The following is a 17,422-nucleotide window of genomic DNA, read 5'->3' on the forward strand; positions in this document are numbered from 1 at the left end:
AACGTCTGATCGACATCATATTGCAAATAAAAATCTCATGTTTCATCCAGAAGTAAAAAGTCAAAAAAACGAAGATATCTGTATCTTAATTCGTGTTGAAAACCATTCTTATAATTATATATGTGAGTGTGGGGAAGCAAAAGCACTTACCGTAAAAGAATGTCAAAACACAAAAGCAATCTTTATAAGTCATACACATATAGATCACTTTGTAAATTTTGATACAATATTACGTCATCAAATAGGAAGTAAACAAAGAGTCATTATTTGTGGACCTACAGATATTACACAACAAGTACAAAGTAGGATACAAAGTTACCGTTGGAATCTCATCGCAGAAGATGCCATAACTTATGAGATTAGAGAAATTCAGTCAGACAGGACAATAAAAAGAGCAGAACTAAAACCTCCATTTTGGGAAATCACACCACTGGAAAATTTGTCACAAGATGCTGTTTATCTAAATGATTTATTTGAAGTTGAATACACTATTCTAGATCACAAAACAGATACGATTGCCTATCTCTTTAAAGGTCTAGATAAAACCAAAATCGACTTACAAAAAGGAGGTTTCAAAGGAGGTATATGGGTCAAGGATTTAAAAAATGCCTTTGAAACAAATGACCCTCATTGTGATATAATACTTGAAGAAAAAACATATAAAGCTTCTGATTTATTTCATCTTATAGAAGTTAAAAAAGGGAAAAAACTTGGTGTAATTATGGATCACGCGGCATCGCCATCCAATCATAAAAACATTCTAACTACTTTTAAAAATGCAGATCAAGTGTTTATAGAAAGTTTTTATAAGGTAGAAGATAAAGAAAGAGCCATTTCTAACTATCATAGCTATTCCTCAGAATCTGGCAGAATCATGAAAGAGTGTCAAATAAAAGAAGCGATTCCTGTACATTTCTCAAGAAAGTATGATGATCTAGAAATCGATGAATTAATCAAAGAATTTGAAAGTGCTTATAAAGGAATATAGTTCTTTATTCTAATGGAGTATTAATAATACGGTATTCTAGCATCGTTTTATCTGACTTGCTACTTCCCAATGAGTTTACAACAAGTAATTCTGGATTCATTCCTTTTTCTACAAGGTAGTTTCCTATTGCTATCGCTCTTTGAGAAGATATATTAACATCTATACTATCGGGCTTATTAGAAACATAATGACTTCGCATCTGTAGTTTGTATCCTTTTTTTATAAAGGGCACCAACTCTTTATCTATAACTTTTAAATCATCTTTTGAGATTCTACTGGTAGGATTTTCCAATTGTACTTCAAGCGATTGAAACTGGACTAAAGCACAGTTTAATTCTGTCCACTTTGTTTTTTTCTTTTGCTGCTTTTTATGTAAGCACCTTACATAACATTTCCCTGGTTCTGGATTAGGAGGCAGGTCGATCTCTTGGGAAAAAACAGTAGTTCCCAACATCATAATTGTCACAATAACAAGTGTTTTCATACCTCCAAGGTACTAATTTTTGTTTTTATCCTTTTTCAACAGTAAAACAATAATAAAGGCAATGGGTACTATAATAGCCACGGCAATAGCGATACTACTTCCTATATTCATAATGTAATCTTAGTATTGAACTCATCTTGAGTTATTGTTTTCTTTTTCTACAACGAATCTTCCACGTAGGAAATGTGATGGTTTCTTCTGGATCTACCCACTCGCCTATCCAGTTAAATCCATCCTGACTTATATCACTAAAAGTAATGCGATAAAATCCATCTATTCCTGTAGGTGTTTTTTGTTCTTTATACAAGACAATACTATCACCTCTCATGCCTCCTTCCCAAGCAGACAGCCTTGTAGATGGTGCTATATTGGAATAATAATGTACATACCATTTACTACTATCTGCTATGTACTGCCGTATACTTCCTGTATGCCCTCCGTTTGCTTTAAGGGTTTGGTCTTGTACTGCTGTTCCATTCATAATATAAGAAAAGCGCCATATCATATCTTCTGGCGCTCCCCACGTTTGGTCTGGATTTCTTCTTGTAGAGGTACAATCACATTCTCCAATAAGCGATTCATAGTCCAAAAGTTGTTTTGGCGCATCTGGATGAGGCCGACCAAAAGGATATGCCTCAGAGGCAGCATATTCATACTGCTGTGCATATAGTAAGGCTGGAATCATTAAAAACAAAAATGGGAATATATATCTCATATCAAACTTTTATAATTAGTAATCGTTGATACAAATCAAATTAAAAATAGAACGCATTCATAGGCTCTTGCAGAGAATGACATCAATTTTGCAGTAAACAGTGTTAAGAAATTTCTAAGGTTCCTATAAAGTCACGAACATTCTTGAGCTGACTTTTAGAAACATGGATTTCATCTTGATTGAAAAGACATATTCTAGGAGGGTTTGTTAATTTAAGTTCTTTTACAAAATCCATATTTACAATGGCTTTACGATGTACTCTTAAGAAATTAACTCCTAGTTTTTCTTCTAGAGCTTTTAAGGAACTTCTCATACTTAGAGATTCCCCATCATTTGTATGCACTTTTACACAATAATCATCTGCTTCTATCCAGCATATGTGAGCGACAGGAATTACACGTCTTTTGTTTCCTATTTTAATGGTAACCACACTCGCCTTATCATCTGTATACGCACTTAATTTTTCATATAAGGATGTATTGATTGTTTTTACCTCAGCTAGTTGATGTACCTGTACTTGCAACTCTTCGTTTGTAAAATATAAATGTAAAACAACCGTAATGGCAATATATCCTAAGGTATACATGGGTGCTTTTTGAAATATATAAAATTGAAAATACTCGTTATAAAATACTGCCACAGAAAACGTTTCTTCATTATGAATCATCTGTAACACACTTATGATAAAAATGTTTAAGATCACTAAACCAAGAATACACAGTGCCAATTTAACATAGTAAGAGCTCGTATTAGGCTCATGTTTATGTTCTCTACTATAATTAAAAAGGAAAAAACCTAGTCCCATCCAGATAAGCCATCGATATGATTGTCCTCTTAGAAGTTCTAAAAAAGTGACTCCTTCTGTAATATCATATCTATTTATATAGTATAACTGTTGTGCAGTTTCAAAAGCAATAGTAAGCAACATCACAAGCGTGATAAAAATAAGTGTTCGCTTATACTGTAGGATCACATCAAACATCATATAATCATTTTAGTAAAGATAATGACTTTGATTTTGACTCATTTGGTTCTTAACAACCTATTAGCAGACACTCTAGTTTGTTGCCCCTACTTGTTCTTTTTTAAGATAGGCTGGAGAGCTTTCAAATAAGGTTTTTACTTTAGCGTCCCAATCTCTAATAATATTAAAATAACTTGAGTTTACAACAGACATAATCCGTCCACAATCATCACAAACGTGTTTTGAATATTCTAAAAAATAATGTGCAAATTCATGAAAGGCAACTACTTTTAATATTTCTGGGTCTAATTGAGCCATCCAATTTATATCAATAGCAACTACGTTCCCTTGAGCATTTCTGCGTAACATGCCTAAAGTAGACCCTTTTTCAGAAACTGTAAGTGTATTTACGACATCGATACTCTCTAATTGAAACAACTTATCGTAATACTCAATCTCATAGGTTTTACATAACTCAAAAAACTCGTTAAGTAATGGTTGCAAACGACCATCTATACTCACACTTTGAGCAGACATAGAAAAAAATGAACTTACTAAAATTCCCAACAACAATAACTTCTTCATACCTCATACAATTAAGAGAATACTATTCTTGTACATTCTTAACTGTAAGACACAATAAATAGCATTATATTATTATAGATTAAAGAGTACCTTTAATCCATTTGATGGGTCGTTTGTAAGAAGTCACAGTTTGACTTCACTAGTAAATAGATTAGACGTATATCACTGCTAATCATTACTCTTGCAATATAACTCAAATTTTAAGTCAATATTGTATCACTCCTAGTTACTTAGTGAAGCTACTGAATTCTATAATCATGTATATGTTGAAAGCACGTTTTAAAACTCGCTTACTATTTTCAAATAGTCTTCACGATTTTTTACAAAATCCAGATCAGAAATATCAATGATCTTCACATTGAGTTGGTGTTGGGATTTTATAAAATCAAGATATCCTTGGTTTATTTTTTCAAGATACTCGGCTTTTATTTCTTTTTCATAACTACGCCCTCGTTTCTTGATATTCTTTAAAAGTCGTTCTGTGTTTTGGTATAGATATACATATAAATCTGGCTGTGGCATATCACGATACATCATCTCGTGTAAGCGCTTATATAACACATATTCTTCTTCTTGTAGGGTAACCTGCGAAAAGATGAGTGATTTATAACGATCATAGTCTGCGATCATAAAATCTTTAAAGAGATCATATTGTCCTATATCGTCTAGTAATTGCTGGTAACGGTCTGCCAGAAAAGACATTTCTAGTGGGAATGCATACCGATCTGGTTCTTTATAAAATTTAGGCAAAAATGGATTGTCTTTAAAGCGCTCTAAAATAGGTTTTGCATTAAATTCCTGCGAGATCATCTCTACAAGACTTGTTTTTCCTGCGCCTATATTTCCTTCTATAACAATATAATTATGAGATCCAAGAGACATACTATCCTTTGGATTTTTGAGCCATTTAGGTTGTTTTGCAACAATACTTTGATCTGGACATACTTCTAGTAATTCTGAGTACGCTTTCGCGAAAGCGGGATCAATAAGCTCTCCAGCGATATCGGCCAGCGGTTGTAGCACAAATCTACGTTCACACATACGCGGATGTGGAATTGTCAATTCAGGACTCTCTACAATAACATCATCGTACAATAAGATATCAATATCAATTGGGCGAGATTGATACCCTCCTTCTTCTCGCACACGTCCCATAGCCATTTCTATAGCCAGTGTACTCTTTAGCAATTTCTTTGGAGTCAGGTTGGTTTGCATCCGAATCACACAATTATGAAAATCGGGTCCTTCAAAACCTAATGCTGGGCTTTGATACACAGGCGAAATTTTAATCACGGTTCCGACCTGAGCAAATAGTAATTGTATTGCTTTATTCAGGCTCTCATACGTGTTTCCCTGATTACTTCCTAATGATAAATAAATGGTATGCAAGATGGCTAGTGCGTTAAAACATTTATGAACAAATTAAGTAAAAGAATATCATAATGCTTTAATTTTGGAGTCGAAGTTATTAAGAAATATAAATCACTCTATGTCAAAACGCTCATTAAAGGACTTACAGCTTGCATATAGAATTTATTTTATACTTGGCGCTCTTTTTATTTGTGCTCTTGTTGTTTCCAATCTCATTTTTCAAAAATTCTTTACTTGGAACCCCTTCGGGTGGTTTAATTTTGAAATCTCTGTAGGAATACTTCCCTATCCTATTACGTTTCTTATCACCGACCTTGTCAGTGAGATTTATGGAAGAAAGAAAGCAAATCAAATGGTTACTGCTGGGATTTTTGCTTCCTTATTTTCATTACTTATTGTATATGTAGCGCAAGCCGTACCAGCCACAGATTGGTCTCCTGTAAACAACGAATTATTTACAAAAGTATTTGGAGCAACTGCTCTTGCTGTACTTGCAAGTATGATTGCTTACTTACTCGCACAATATGTAGATATATACATTTACCATTTCTGGAAAAAATTGACCAAAGGAAAACATTTATGGCTTCGTAATAATTTCTCAACATTTATTTCTCAGTTTGTAGATACTCTTTCGGTATTGTTATTGTTATGTTCTTTTGGAATTTTGTCTTGGGACATTTTTGGAGGATTACTATTTGCTGGCGTACTCTTTAAAGTAGTGATCGCTGCCTTAGACACTCCCTTATTGTATCTAGGTGTATATCTATTTAGAAAAAGATTTGACCTTGCCGAAGGCGAAGAGCTCCGACTTGACGTATAATAGTAAAATGACCTCATGAAACGTATTTTAAAAATTATAGGAATCTTCCTTTTAGTCGTTGTTATACTTCTGGTTGCTTCCCCCTTTCTCTTTAAAGGAAAGTTAGAAGACTTATTAAAGAAATCGATTAATGACAATGTCAATGCGCAAGTCACTTGGGAGTCGCTAGACATTAGTCTTCTTAAAAGTTTTCCAGATGCAACCGTAACACTTAACAGTTTTAGTATCATAAATAATGCTCCTTTCCAAGGAGATACTCTTGCTTATGGAAAAGAACTTCGTATTGATATGGGAGTTACCCAGCTCTTTAAAGATGTAGGTGATGACCCAATACAAATAGATGCATTGCGACTAGACGATCCTATTATTAATATCAAGGTAGACTCTTTAGGCAATGCAAATTATGACATTGCAAAAAACACAGGTGATGATAATGCCGCTGTCGCGAAAGAAGATACAGACTCAAAACCATTTACTTTTGATTTACAACATTATGAACTCAATAATGCGACCATAAATTACCTAGACGAAAGTTCAAAGACGTTCTTGCGATTATCTGAAATGGACCATGAAGGAAATGGTGATTTTAGTACAAATCAAAGCACCTTAAAAACCAAGACCAATGCCTTGGTTTCTTTTGATCTAGGTGACACCAATTATTTAGATAAAAACAGCATAGATTTACAAGCCGACATTCAATTAGATTTAGAAAATCAGAAATATACTTTTCTAGAAAATAAAGCTATCATCAATGCACTTCCATTAGAGTTTGATGGATATATACAGCTAGAAGACGATGGCACAGCAATGGATCTTTCTTTTGAAACGCCTTCTTCAGATTTTAAAAACTTTTTGGCAGTCATTCCTAAAGCATATGCAGGGAGTTTAGATGGGGTTCAAACCGGAGGCGATTTTCGCGTAAGCGGAAAAATACAAGGAAAGTCTACAGAAACTACGATTCCAAAACTCGATATTGCCATTGTATCTAATAATGCTTCGTTTAAATATCCTGACTTACCAAAGCAGATGAATAACATTAATATCGATGCAAAGATCAAAAATGATTCTGGATTTGTAAACGACACATATGTAAGCATTGATGCGCTTAACTTTAAGATAGACGATGACTTGTTCTCAGCTAACGGGAAACTACGCAATCTCACAACAAATATTCTTGTAAACCTTGCGATTAAAGGAACACTTGATCTTGCTAATATTGGGAAGGTATATCCTGTGGATCTAGGAGCTCCATTAGAAGGAAAACTAATTGCCGACATGACGACTTCTTTTGATATGGATGCTGTAGACAAACAACAGTATGAACGCATTAAAAGTAATGGGCAAGCACAATTATCAGATTTTAGATATGAAGGAGAAGAACTTCCTAAGCCTATTACGATACAAGAGGCATCACTTACGTTTAATCCTAGTACGATACAGCTTACAAATTTTGAAGGAAAGAGTGGAGATACCGATCTTAAAGCACGAGGAACGATAGAAAATTTAATTCCTTTTGTAATGTCTAAAGAAGATTTAAAAGGACGATTTAATGTCGAGTCTCAAGTGTTTAATATGAATGACTTTGCGATTACAGAACCTGTGGCAACAACGCCTGGCGAGAAGTCGTCTAGTGAGTCTACAACTACCGAAGATATGGGGATACAAATTCCTGATTTCCTAGATGCGTCTCTTACCTTTAATGCTCGTAAAGTTATCTATGACGATTTGGAGCTTTCTGATGTACAGGGAACTGTTGCTATTAACGATGAAATGGCAATATTAAACAATGTAAACTCTTCTATTTTTGGGGGGAAAGCGGGGGTAACTGGGAATGTATCTACAAAAACAGGCATTCCTATTTTTGATATGGTACTTGATCTGAGTGAGATAAATATCGATCAATCTTTTCAGAATATTCAACTTCTTAAGCAACTAGCTCCTATTGCAAAAGCATTACAAGGAGCGCTAAATACGAAGATCAATCTTAAAGGACAACTAGACGAAAATTTTGCACCTATATTAAGTACAATAGACGGAAATGCATTTGCAGAGATTCTTACGGCAGATGTACAAACATCCAATACGCCTTTACTTGCTGAGCTTGACAACCAGTTAGGTTTTATAGATCTAGACAAGATCAATCTAGATGATTTAAAAGCGTCGCTTACATTTAAAGATGGAAAGGTTATTATAAACCCTTTTTCCATCAAAGCAGATGATATTGACATAGGTGTGAGTGGTGGTCATAGTTTTGATAATGCCATAGGATATGACCTCAACGTAGATATTCCTGCAAAATATCTAGGAAGTGATGTAGGCAAGTTACTAGCAACACTCACCGATGAGGAAAAAGAAAGCCTCTCGGCTCATGTGCCTGTTACCCTTTCGGGAAATTTTACAAAACCTATCATAAAGCTAAATCTTAAAAATGCGATTACAGATCTTACGAGTCAAATCATTGAGATTCAAAAAAACCGCCTTATAGAAGAAGGAACAGAACAACTCACAGATATCATAGGTGATATATTTGGGGGTAATGATAAAGACAAACCAAAAGGAGACGCTACAGATTCAACAACTACCGATACGCCAAAACCAAAGGTAGATGAAGTTGTAAAAGACATTACCGAAGATATCTTCGGTGGATTATTTGGCGGGAAGAAGAAAAAGAAAGCAAAGAAGGATAGTATTGGGAATTAGTTTTTTTTAGAAGAGAGAAATATAGAATACGCTATTTTGAGGTTTCAGATCAATTCCAATTTAACTTGTAAAGTCAATATACTATCCAATAATCTAATTAGATGAAAACTAAACTTTGGACAATACAAGATGAAAAAGGGTGGGGAAAATTGCAAACTAAAGGAATCTTACTACCAAAAGAAGAATTTATACCGACAGGTTTTAAGGAAGGATATGACTGGATGCGGACTCAAATGAACAAGCGAATTGGAGATCCAAATAACACCACTCAATATCCAGTATGGACTTGGTATCAGTCCTCAGATGCGACTAAGAAAAAACCAGATTTAAGAGGGTCTGGTCACTTACCTAGAGGAGATGTTGGCTACAGAATAGAAATCGAAAAAGATCAAAAAGATATTTTATTATCTGATTTTGTGTTATGGCATACACCTTTATCTTATAGAAATTATATTGCCGATTCTGAAGAGGAAGCTATTGATTTTGAAGAAAAATTGGGTACTATCGAGTTTGAAAAATTGCCTCCTTCAACAAGAAATAAAATTGAGAAAAGTTGGGAAAAAGTTTTTGATATGAGTTTTGATTTGGAATACTACACGCTTCCATTTGAGGAAAAGGCAATTCAAGCTACGTTCTGGGAGTTAAAAACGGATGATATTATAAAAGTAGACAGATTTATAGCAAGATAATGTTACAGATATACGCTTTCGCGAAAGCGGAAAAAACTTTAATCCCGTATTTCGTTAAGTTCTCTATTTTTACTAGCGGCATATTGGAAACCGCTTTTCCACCATTTTGTCATGTTCTTTTTATTGAAGACCAACGAGTTTGTCGTAAGCACAATCGGTGTATAATATAGGTTTATAATCACATTTTTATGGCTCGCAGCAAACTTCCCTATGGTAATGTTTTGTTTTTCTACGCGATCAATCATAAAGGAATGCAAATTGGTGATGAGTGAAAATACATTTTTTGAAGGTAGGCTATTGTAATGCGTCACTTCTGTTTCTAGAATAATCACGTCTATTTCTGTGGCGCCGCGGTCTACGGCTTCTTTTATAGGCACCATGCTCCCAAAGCCTCCATCTGCATACTCACATCCTTCTTTTTGTACAAGACTCATAAAAGGGACGTAGTTACAGGAAATCCATATCCAGTCACAAAAGTCTTCATAACTCACATCATTGATAGATTTATATTCTGTCTCATGTAGTGAGAGATTGGATACTGTGACGACAATATCTTTATGACTTTCTTTAAGGGTTTCAAATTCTTCTGGAGTTAAGAGTTCTCCTATAAGGTTTCTTAGGCTTTGGCTTTCGCCAAAGGTTTTTCTGCCTTTTAAAAAGCTACGAAGTACACTCCAGTGATTAATTCCTATTTGCTCTTGTCCCCACTTATCTTTCTTAATATTGAAAGGGCAATTACTAAAGATAGAAGCTTGCGTAACCGAGGTATAGGCTTCTTTTATTTTTTGAATCTTTCCTAAAGCTAGGTGCGAAATCAATAGGCTCCCTGTAGATGTACCGATGAATAAATCATAGGTATATCCCATTTCTTCCATAAGGTACTGCGCCACGCCTCCGCCAAAAGCGCCTTTACTACCTCCTCCAGAAATTACCAAAGCCCTCATATATTATTTTTAGAAAATCTTAGACGGTCGAAGATAGGACTCCTTTCGTAGTTTACGAAATCTTATACCTTAATAGTTTAGTTGATTTTATGCTATCAATTTATCAGGTATAGGAACATTATTTTTTTTAGAATAAAAAACAATTTCATCCTTATAAGTAGTCCCATAATCTTCTAATAAACCATCTAGTAATTCTTCTAAAGTACCCTTAAATAAATCTGCGGGGTAGACCTTAAGATATTCAAAAAGCACATTAAAAGCCTTGTCATATTCTTCTGTATCAGCATAACTAATATAGAGAGATATACATATCAATTCATTACTTGGGCTTAAGGCTTTTGTCTTTTCTAAAAAGGGGATCGCCTTTACGCGTTGTTTTGTTTTAGCTAAAACCAATCCTAAAAGTCCTAACACTTTCCCGTTTTCTGAGTTTTTTTCATACAAATCCCATAAAATAGATAGTGCCTCTTCATCACGATCGCTTTTTTGTAGTTCTATGGCGGTTTTCAATTTGGTGATTTCCTCCGGATTTAGCTTTTTCATAATGTCAACATCAAACAATTATAGAATAAAAGGTATATGATTCAACTCAATTTATAGAGACATGTTTAAGAAACTTTTAATTGATATCCTGAAGTTAGATTCCCTGTGATAATTACGGTTTGACCTGGTAGCATTTTGGAAAGTGCACTCAATTTATTTTTTACTTCATACAACTCTCCATTGAGAGGACAGTATTGACTATAACCATCAACGACAGCTACAGACATAGGCCATTCAAATTTATAGTTTGCCGTAGCAGAAGGAATAACTGCTATTGGAGGTACGTATTCATTAGATCCAAATTTAGGGTGAATATATATCATAGATCTGCTATTATTTTCTATGCTTATATCTGCTCCACTTTGATTTTCTCCTTCAAGTTTCATATCTACTTTATTGGTAGTTTCATTCCAATCTGCTTTATAGGCTGTTGGTGTTCTTTTCATATTATCCCACCAGACAGAATCGGTTTGTTTACCGCCATATGGGTCTTTACCAGATACTCCTTGTGGATAGTAGTTTGTGACCAATTCCATTTTATCAGGGAATGGTTCTATATGAGGATGATCTTGAGAAGGGCCGACTACTTTCCACGCATAGGTTTCTAATTGAGTCATACGTGATATAAAAGCGACAAGGATGTTTTCTCCTGTTTGATTTACAATCGTAAAGGCATTTTCTGTAGACATATTTTTGTTTTAGTAGTTGCTACGCAATGTAATAAAACCAAACGGTCTATAGTCTATGATTTTTCTTTGGGGGGTTGTTTTAATATTCAACATCATCTTGAAGGAATTGTTCGGTAGAAGAGATATACTGATGCCCTGCCATATATTGCACCTCACATATGTTGTGAAGCTTTAACCAATGTGTCTATTCACAACATTCATTTTGTCATAGCGTACCATTTCAAAAAAAGGCTTACAAGTTTTCTGTTGTCTTTAAGTAGATGGTAATTATTTCTGTAATATCGTCTTCAGTGAGATCGCCAGCGTTGATTTTTTCTAACAATGCCTCATCTTCAGTGAGATGATAATTAGCTGCTTTTTTAATACCCTTAAGATCTTTTGTTACCGCAAATTGTCTTGCTTTCTTTTGATTTCTTTTTCTAATGTAATGTGAGGTTACTGGAAAGTCTTTACCATACCTAAATCGATATAATAATTCAATTTCACCTTCCTTTTTATTTACTTTGTATACCCCATGAACGATATAAAATGTGGCATAATTATTCTTTGCTTCGACTAATAATAACTGCGTTCCTAAAGAAGAGTTTCCCTTTATCGTCATTACCACTGGTATATTTTCGTATCTATATGCTTTTCCTGTATTTGATGTAACCTGGACGTAGTCAATCTTTTTGCGTTTTACTTTTAAAGTCTCACCTTTTAATGACGTTTTATATACTACTTTTTTTTGCGAAGTATTGTTTGGCACTTGGATGTGGCCTTTGTGAATTGTACCATCTTCCATTTTAATTTCGCCTTCCCAAAACGGATTTGTGTTGATATTAAATTGAGCTTGAAGCGGTAATGTACACGATAATAGTATACTAAATAATATAAGTAGTTTGACTAATTTCATAAAGATTAATTTAATAGATAACGAATATTTAAATGAGCAATTTTTGATGTATTGACATCTTGTTTTTCGATAGAGCACTTTTGAAGTTTAAACACAAAAACACAGGTAATTCTTCAAATTAAATGTATGTAATTAATTGACAGTATGCAAATTATCTACTCTACCTAGGCTCTAGACATTACCTTGTCCCAATCCCTATATAAAAATGTCCTTCCTCTAATAAGTAATCTATTGGTGTTTTCCATTTTCTGGTTTTAATTCCATAATTATATATTTTAATAAATTCTCCTACTCTATTTTAGGCTTTTTGGATGCTGTCTTTCATCTGCTTATAAAATGATGTTTTTTATTGCTTATTATTTGATATAACGACAGTTGCATCGTTGAAATATAAAATGAATTTTCAATGAACGCAGTAGAATATGTCGTGAATGAAGAAAAGTGAGGAAGGAGTGTTTTTCCCTTTTTATTAAATCCAAATCATGCATTATGGTTGTAGGAATGCACTTATTTGAATTATTCTAATGGTTTATAGGTAATGAGATTTGCGTAAGGGATTGAGCAATTTGTTGAAGCTCCTCCCAATGAAATTGGGAGAGCGACTCGCGAAAGCCCGACCTGAGCTTTTGTGAAGGATACGCCCATATTTTAAATAGAATCTAAAAGATTGTGGCGTTTTTGATATTTAGATTAATCCTATGTAACTATTAAAAGAAAAATACGCCTCCATCTCCAGTTTCTCCTTTATTACCTAGAGTATTAAATTTCCAACTAAAGCTTAATAAAAAATACTGTTCAAGAACGGTACTTTGCACATCTTGTATAAAGTTTGCATTTGCTGTACGACGTGCATTTGTATTCTGATTAAGAACATCATATACTTTTAAAGTAACTGTAGCTTTATCTTTTAAGAAGCTATAGGCTACAGTAGTATTCCAAAACCAAGCACTTTGCTGAAATCCTGGGGCAACATTAGGGTTGTAACTATATCTAACCTCGTTACGCCACTCTACATGTTTAGGAACAAAAAGTGCTGTACTTAAACTCAAATTATGTCTTAAAAAATCTTGATCTTCAAAAGTATCTATCCCAAAGGTTGTATTTGAAAAATTCAAACTATAACGTGGTCTTATTTCAAAGAGATCTTTCCATGTAAATGTTGCATTTACATTAGGACCAATAGAAGTTGTTCTACTGGCATATTGCACATCGTTATTAAAATTGATATTTCGATTTGCATTTACATTTACACCTAATCCATATTTTAATGTACGTAATGAGTCTAGCTTTGAAGATTTATTATACCCTCCTCCTGCATATAATTGATAATTACCATCTACATTTTCATAGGTAGTTGAGCGTACTAAATTCTCATCGACAACGGTTTTGGTTATAATAGCATCGTTTACAATATTTCCATTTAGATTCACATAATACCCGCCTCCTTTTTGAAAATCATAATTATTAAATCCTCCATAAAAACTATGATTATTTGAAGGGGCAAGATCTGGATTTCCTTGACGTATATTTAAAGGATCAGAAACATCTACAAAAGGATTTAACTGAGTCACCTCTGGAGGTCTATTACTCAGGTTATATCCAAAATAAGAAGACATCTTTGGCGAAAAAGTATAGTTTACATATGAAGACAATTCTACTGCTTCAAAATCTTGTTCAATATTAAATTCTGGTCTTAAAAAATCTTCGTTTTCTAATGTTCTAAATACATATCCTGCTCCAAAATTCAAATTCAATTTATCGGTCTTATAGGATAGACCTATCTCTGGTGTAGTACGTATATTTCGTCCTTCAAAATCTGTACTTAACAATAGATTAAAATTGTCAAATTGTTGTGAACTTTCATCAAAATCAAATGTATTTCGTTTTCGGGTTCTATTATCGTTACGATACCCAAATTCAAGATCTAAAAATAGCTTCTTAGCAATTAAAGGTTGCCTATAGGTAACTCCAAGATTATAGCCATTTACTCCGGACTCTCCGTCTGTAAACTGATTTCTATTAATTATAGAAGGGTCATCTCCAAAAATTTCTGTTTCGGATCTCACAAAATCTTCAGATTCTTGTCTATTAATTTCATTTTGTAATCTAAACTTTAAAAAAGCTCCCTTACTTCCAAAACGCTTTGTTAAACTCAAGCTATTCTCAAAATTACCACCTGTAGTTTTTGAGCGATTATTCGTGCTAGATTCATTTATACGCTCTCCCTGATCATCTATAGACTCTTCTGTAGAGACAAATCTGTTTTCACTACGATTTAACTTAAAGGCGGGTTTAACATTTATTAAAAAGGTAGAATCAACTTTTATATTAAAATTGAAATTTGCGCTGTGGTTATCAGTATCACCGTCTGATCTTGTGGTGCTATTTGTAAAAAAACGCCTATCTGGAAGTATATTTTCTCGCTCGATACGTGCCTCATCAAAAGAGTTTGCTCCAGAGTAAAAGTAATCGGCAGAGACATCTACTTTTTTGCCAATGACATCGGCATAATTTGCACCAACACTACGGCTGTTTACAATTCCTTGACCACCTCCAAAATTTCGTCCGTCTATCCCAAAAGAACCATTGCTATTAAAAAAGATAGAACCTCCTCCTCCAAAGAACTTTCTGATCTCTCCAAAACTAAATCCTGGAGAGTTAAGGTTATTTCCTCCTCCAAGAATACTAATCCGTCTATCGTTATCAAATACATTAACAATACCTGCAAATTCAAATCGCTCATCGGTTCCTCCTCCTGCAGCAACTCGTCCAAAAACTCCTTTATTATTCTCTTCTGCTATAGTTAGGTTAATGGTCTTGTTCTCTTTATCTCCTTCTTCTCCTGCAAAGGCCTCATCGTCTGTCTTTGTATCTGTTACTTGAATTTTTTCTACAATCTCTTTAGTTAGATTGCGCGTTGCAATCGTAGGGTCATCTCCAAAAAATGGTTTTCCGTTAACGAGTATTTTATTTACCTCTTTCCCATTGACAGTAATCTTCCCATCTTCATCTACTTCTACTCCAGGAAGTTCTTTTAAAAGATCTTCGATATTTGCATCCTTCTTTGTCTTAAATGATTTTACATTAAATTCTAATGTATCTTTCTTAACCGTGATAGGAGCTCGGCTTTTTACGACAACTTCGTCTAGTGTAGCAACATTAAAATCTAGGAGTATATTTCCTAGATCCACCTTAGGTTCTGTTAAGTCAACAATCTTCCTATAATTCTCGTATCCTACAAAAGAGATGTTGACAGAGACTTTCTTGTTATTTGTTTTTCCTTCTAGAGAGAAAGCTCCTTTTGCATTGGTAATTGTATAGGTAACTAAAGTGGTGTCTTTTACTGTTTCTACAAAAACAGTGGCAGCTTCTAGAGGTTGCTGCGTTGTTTTATCTTTAAGTGTTCCTGTGATTTCAAAGTTTTGAGATTGAGCATAAAAACTTAAAAACAAAAATGATAGAAAGAAGACGGCACGTAATTGTGTCATATAAGCAAATGGTTAATTGATTGATGATGATGATGATGATGATGATGATTGTCTAATTACCAAAACATTTGTCAAATAGCATATAGCTTTAACATAGTTTAGCAAACAATTAACATAACTACAAAACACCCAATTTATTGAGTGTCTTGTTTGTCATTATCAAAAAAACATATAAGAATTTGTAATACAATTATGTAAGCACTCTTTTAAATACTAGTATGCTTATCGTACTATTTCTTTCTAAAGTAAATAGAAATAGGAACTCCAGAAAAGTCATATGCTTCTCTAAGTTTATTTTCTAGAAATCTACGGTAAGGCTCTTTAAGGTATTGAGGCAAATTACAGAACAATGCAAACTGTGGTTGCGGTGTAGGTAATTGCATACAGTATTTTATCTTGATGTATTTTCCTTTATAAGCTGGAGGAGGAAATGCTTCTATCAGAGGCAAAAAGAATTCATTAAGTTCACTTGTTTTCAAACGACGTGTTTTGTTTTGATACACTTGAACAGCCGTTTCTATAGCCTTAAAAATACGTTGTTTATTAAGTACTGATATAAATACGATAGGGACATCTGTAAAAGGTTCGATTTCTTGACGAATTTTCTTTTCAAAAGCTTTCATAGTCTTTGTGTCTTTCTCGACCAAATCCCATTTATTTACCAAAATAACAATCCCTTTCCTGTTGCGTTCTGCAAGCCAGAAAATATTTTGTACTTGTCCGTCAAAATCACGTGTAGCATCTACAACAACCAGACATACATCTGCATGTTCTATAGCTCTTACACTACGCATCACAGAATAAAATTCTAAATCTTCTTTTACTTTTGCCTTACGACGTATTCCAGCAGTATCTACAAGGTTAAATTCAAAACCAAAACGGTTGTACTTTGTATCTATCGAATCTCTAGTCGTTCCTGCAATATCGGTTACGATATACCGATCTTCACCTATCAGTGCATTTATAAAACTTGATTTTCCTGCATTAGGTCGCCCTACAACAGCAAAACGAGGAAGTTCATTTTCTTCTACTTCTTCTTTTTCTGGAAGTGCCTCTACGACAGCATCTAGTAAATCTCCTGTACCACTACCATTTGTAGCAGCAATAGTAAAGAAATCTCCTAATCCAAGGTTATAAAACTCAACAGCATCTTCTGCACGTTTATTATTATCTACCTTGTTTACTGTAAGAAAAATAGGTTTTTTGGATTTACGCAACAAGTTTGCAACATCTTCGTCCATTCCAGTAATACCATTTTCTACATCTACCATAAATATGATAGCGTCTGCTTCATCAATAGCTAGCTCTACTTGCTTATCGATTTCTGCCTCAAAAACATCATCACTCCCAACAACGTAACCCCCTGTATCTATGACAGTAAACTCACGCCCGTTCCAATCTGTTTTTCCGTAATGTCTATCTCTTGTAACACCGCTTACAGCATCTACAATCGCCTCTCGGCGTTGGATCAAACGATTAAAAAAAGTAGACTTACCTACATTAGGACGTCCTACAATAGCTACAATGGTACTCATGGTCTTTATTTA

At 34.1% G+C, this 17,422-nt stretch carries 15 protein-coding genes; 4 read left to right on the forward strand and 11 right to left on the reverse strand.

What is annotated here, in order from left to right; translation table 11 throughout:
- The first annotated feature begins 37 nt into the window (after nucleotides 1-37).
- Complete coding sequence (locus tag ABJD27_RS12420) at nucleotides 38-988, forward strand: peptidase (RefSeq protein ID WP_348165114.1); 951 nt, start codon at nucleotides 38-40, stop codon at nucleotides 986-988.
- A gap of 4 nt (nucleotides 989-992) precedes the next feature.
- On the opposite strand, the gene ABJD27_RS12425 is transcribed toward ABJD27_RS12420, so the two are convergent.
- From ABJD27_RS12425 to folK, 5 genes are all read right to left on the reverse strand, one after another.
- Nucleotides 993-1,472, reverse strand: a complete 480-nt coding sequence (locus ABJD27_RS12425) for a hypothetical protein (protein WP_348165117.1) — start codon at nucleotides 1,470-1,472, stop codon at nucleotides 993-995.
- Nucleotides 1,473-1,614: 142 nt separating this feature from the next.
- Nucleotides 1,615-2,187, reverse strand: a complete 573-nt coding sequence (locus ABJD27_RS12430; RefSeq protein ID WP_348165120.1) for a hypothetical protein — start codon at nucleotides 2,185-2,187, stop codon at nucleotides 1,615-1,617.
- Nucleotides 2,188-2,290: 103 nt separating this feature from the next.
- Nucleotides 2,291-3,172, reverse strand: a complete 882-nt coding sequence (locus ABJD27_RS12435) for a LytTR family DNA-binding domain-containing protein (RefSeq protein WP_348165122.1) — start codon at nucleotides 3,170-3,172, stop codon at nucleotides 2,291-2,293.
- A 72-nt stretch (nucleotides 3,173-3,244) separates the two neighbouring features.
- Nucleotides 3,245-3,736 carry a hypothetical protein gene (locus tag ABJD27_RS12440; protein WP_348165125.1) on the reverse strand — a complete coding sequence of 164 codons (492 nt, stop codon included), beginning with the start codon at nucleotides 3,734-3,736 and terminating at the stop codon, nucleotides 3,245-3,247.
- A gap of 279 nt (nucleotides 3,737-4,015) precedes the next feature.
- Nucleotides 4,016-5,125, reverse strand: coding sequence for a 2-amino-4-hydroxy-6-hydroxymethyldihydropteridine diphosphokinase (gene folK, locus ABJD27_RS12445; RefSeq protein ID WP_348165128.1), 1,110 nt, complete (start codon nucleotides 5,123-5,125; stop codon nucleotides 4,016-4,018).
- A 100-nt stretch (nucleotides 5,126-5,225) separates the two neighbouring features.
- Between folK and ABJD27_RS12450 the strand changes: the two genes are divergently transcribed.
- The 3 genes from ABJD27_RS12450 (at nucleotide 5,226) to ABJD27_RS12460 (ending at nucleotide 9,316) form a co-directional block, all read left to right on the forward strand.
- Nucleotides 5,226-5,927, forward strand: coding sequence for a queuosine precursor transporter (locus ABJD27_RS12450; protein ID WP_348165131.1), 702 nt, complete (start codon nucleotides 5,226-5,228; stop codon nucleotides 5,925-5,927).
- A gap of 15 nt (nucleotides 5,928-5,942) precedes the next feature.
- Entirely contained in the window at nucleotides 5,943-8,627 is a 2,685-nt protein-coding gene (locus ABJD27_RS12455) for an AsmA-like C-terminal region-containing protein (protein ID WP_348165134.1), read from the forward strand.
- 101 nt (nucleotides 8,628-8,728) lie between these two features.
- The gene (locus ABJD27_RS12460; RefSeq protein ID WP_348165137.1) at nucleotides 8,729-9,316 is read left to right on the forward strand and encodes a DUF3841 domain-containing protein; all 588 of its coding nucleotides are present in this window, start codon (nucleotides 8,729-8,731) and stop codon (nucleotides 9,314-9,316) included.
- Between the two features lie 38 nt (nucleotides 9,317-9,354).
- Here ABJD27_RS12460 and ABJD27_RS12465 read toward each other — a convergent pair whose 3' ends face one another.
- The 6 genes from ABJD27_RS12465 to der form a co-directional block, all read right to left on the reverse strand.
- Nucleotides 9,355-10,260: a patatin-like phospholipase family protein gene (locus tag ABJD27_RS12465; RefSeq protein ID WP_348165140.1), complete on the reverse strand. Its 906-nt coding sequence runs from the start codon at nucleotides 10,258-10,260 to the stop codon at nucleotides 9,355-9,357.
- Nucleotides 10,261-10,347: 87 nt separating this feature from the next.
- Nucleotides 10,348-10,803, reverse strand: a complete 456-nt coding sequence (locus ABJD27_RS12470) for a hypothetical protein (protein WP_348165143.1) — start codon at nucleotides 10,801-10,803, stop codon at nucleotides 10,348-10,350.
- Between the two features lie 65 nt (nucleotides 10,804-10,868).
- On the reverse strand, nucleotides 10,869-11,492 hold the full coding sequence (locus ABJD27_RS12475) for a hypothetical protein (RefSeq protein ID WP_348165146.1): 624 nt from the start codon (nucleotides 11,490-11,492) through the stop codon (nucleotides 10,869-10,871).
- A gap of 232 nt (nucleotides 11,493-11,724) precedes the next feature.
- Nucleotides 11,725-12,387, reverse strand: a complete 663-nt coding sequence (locus ABJD27_RS12480) for a hypothetical protein (RefSeq protein ID WP_348165149.1) — start codon at nucleotides 12,385-12,387, stop codon at nucleotides 11,725-11,727.
- A gap of 707 nt (nucleotides 12,388-13,094) precedes the next feature.
- Nucleotides 13,095-15,875, reverse strand: coding sequence for an outer membrane beta-barrel protein (locus tag ABJD27_RS12485; protein ID WP_348165152.1), 2,781 nt, complete (start codon nucleotides 15,873-15,875; stop codon nucleotides 13,095-13,097).
- Between the two features lie 230 nt (nucleotides 15,876-16,105).
- The gene (gene der / locus ABJD27_RS12490; protein ID WP_348165155.1) at nucleotides 16,106-17,410 is read right to left on the reverse strand and encodes a ribosome biogenesis GTPase Der; all 1,305 of its coding nucleotides are present in this window, start codon (nucleotides 17,408-17,410) and stop codon (nucleotides 16,106-16,108) included.
- Nucleotides 17,411-17,422: the final 12 nt, after the last annotated feature.

The organism is Dokdonia sp. (assembly GCF_039945015.1).
Lineage (GTDB): Bacteria > Bacteroidota > Bacteroidia > Flavobacteriales > Flavobacteriaceae > Dokdonia.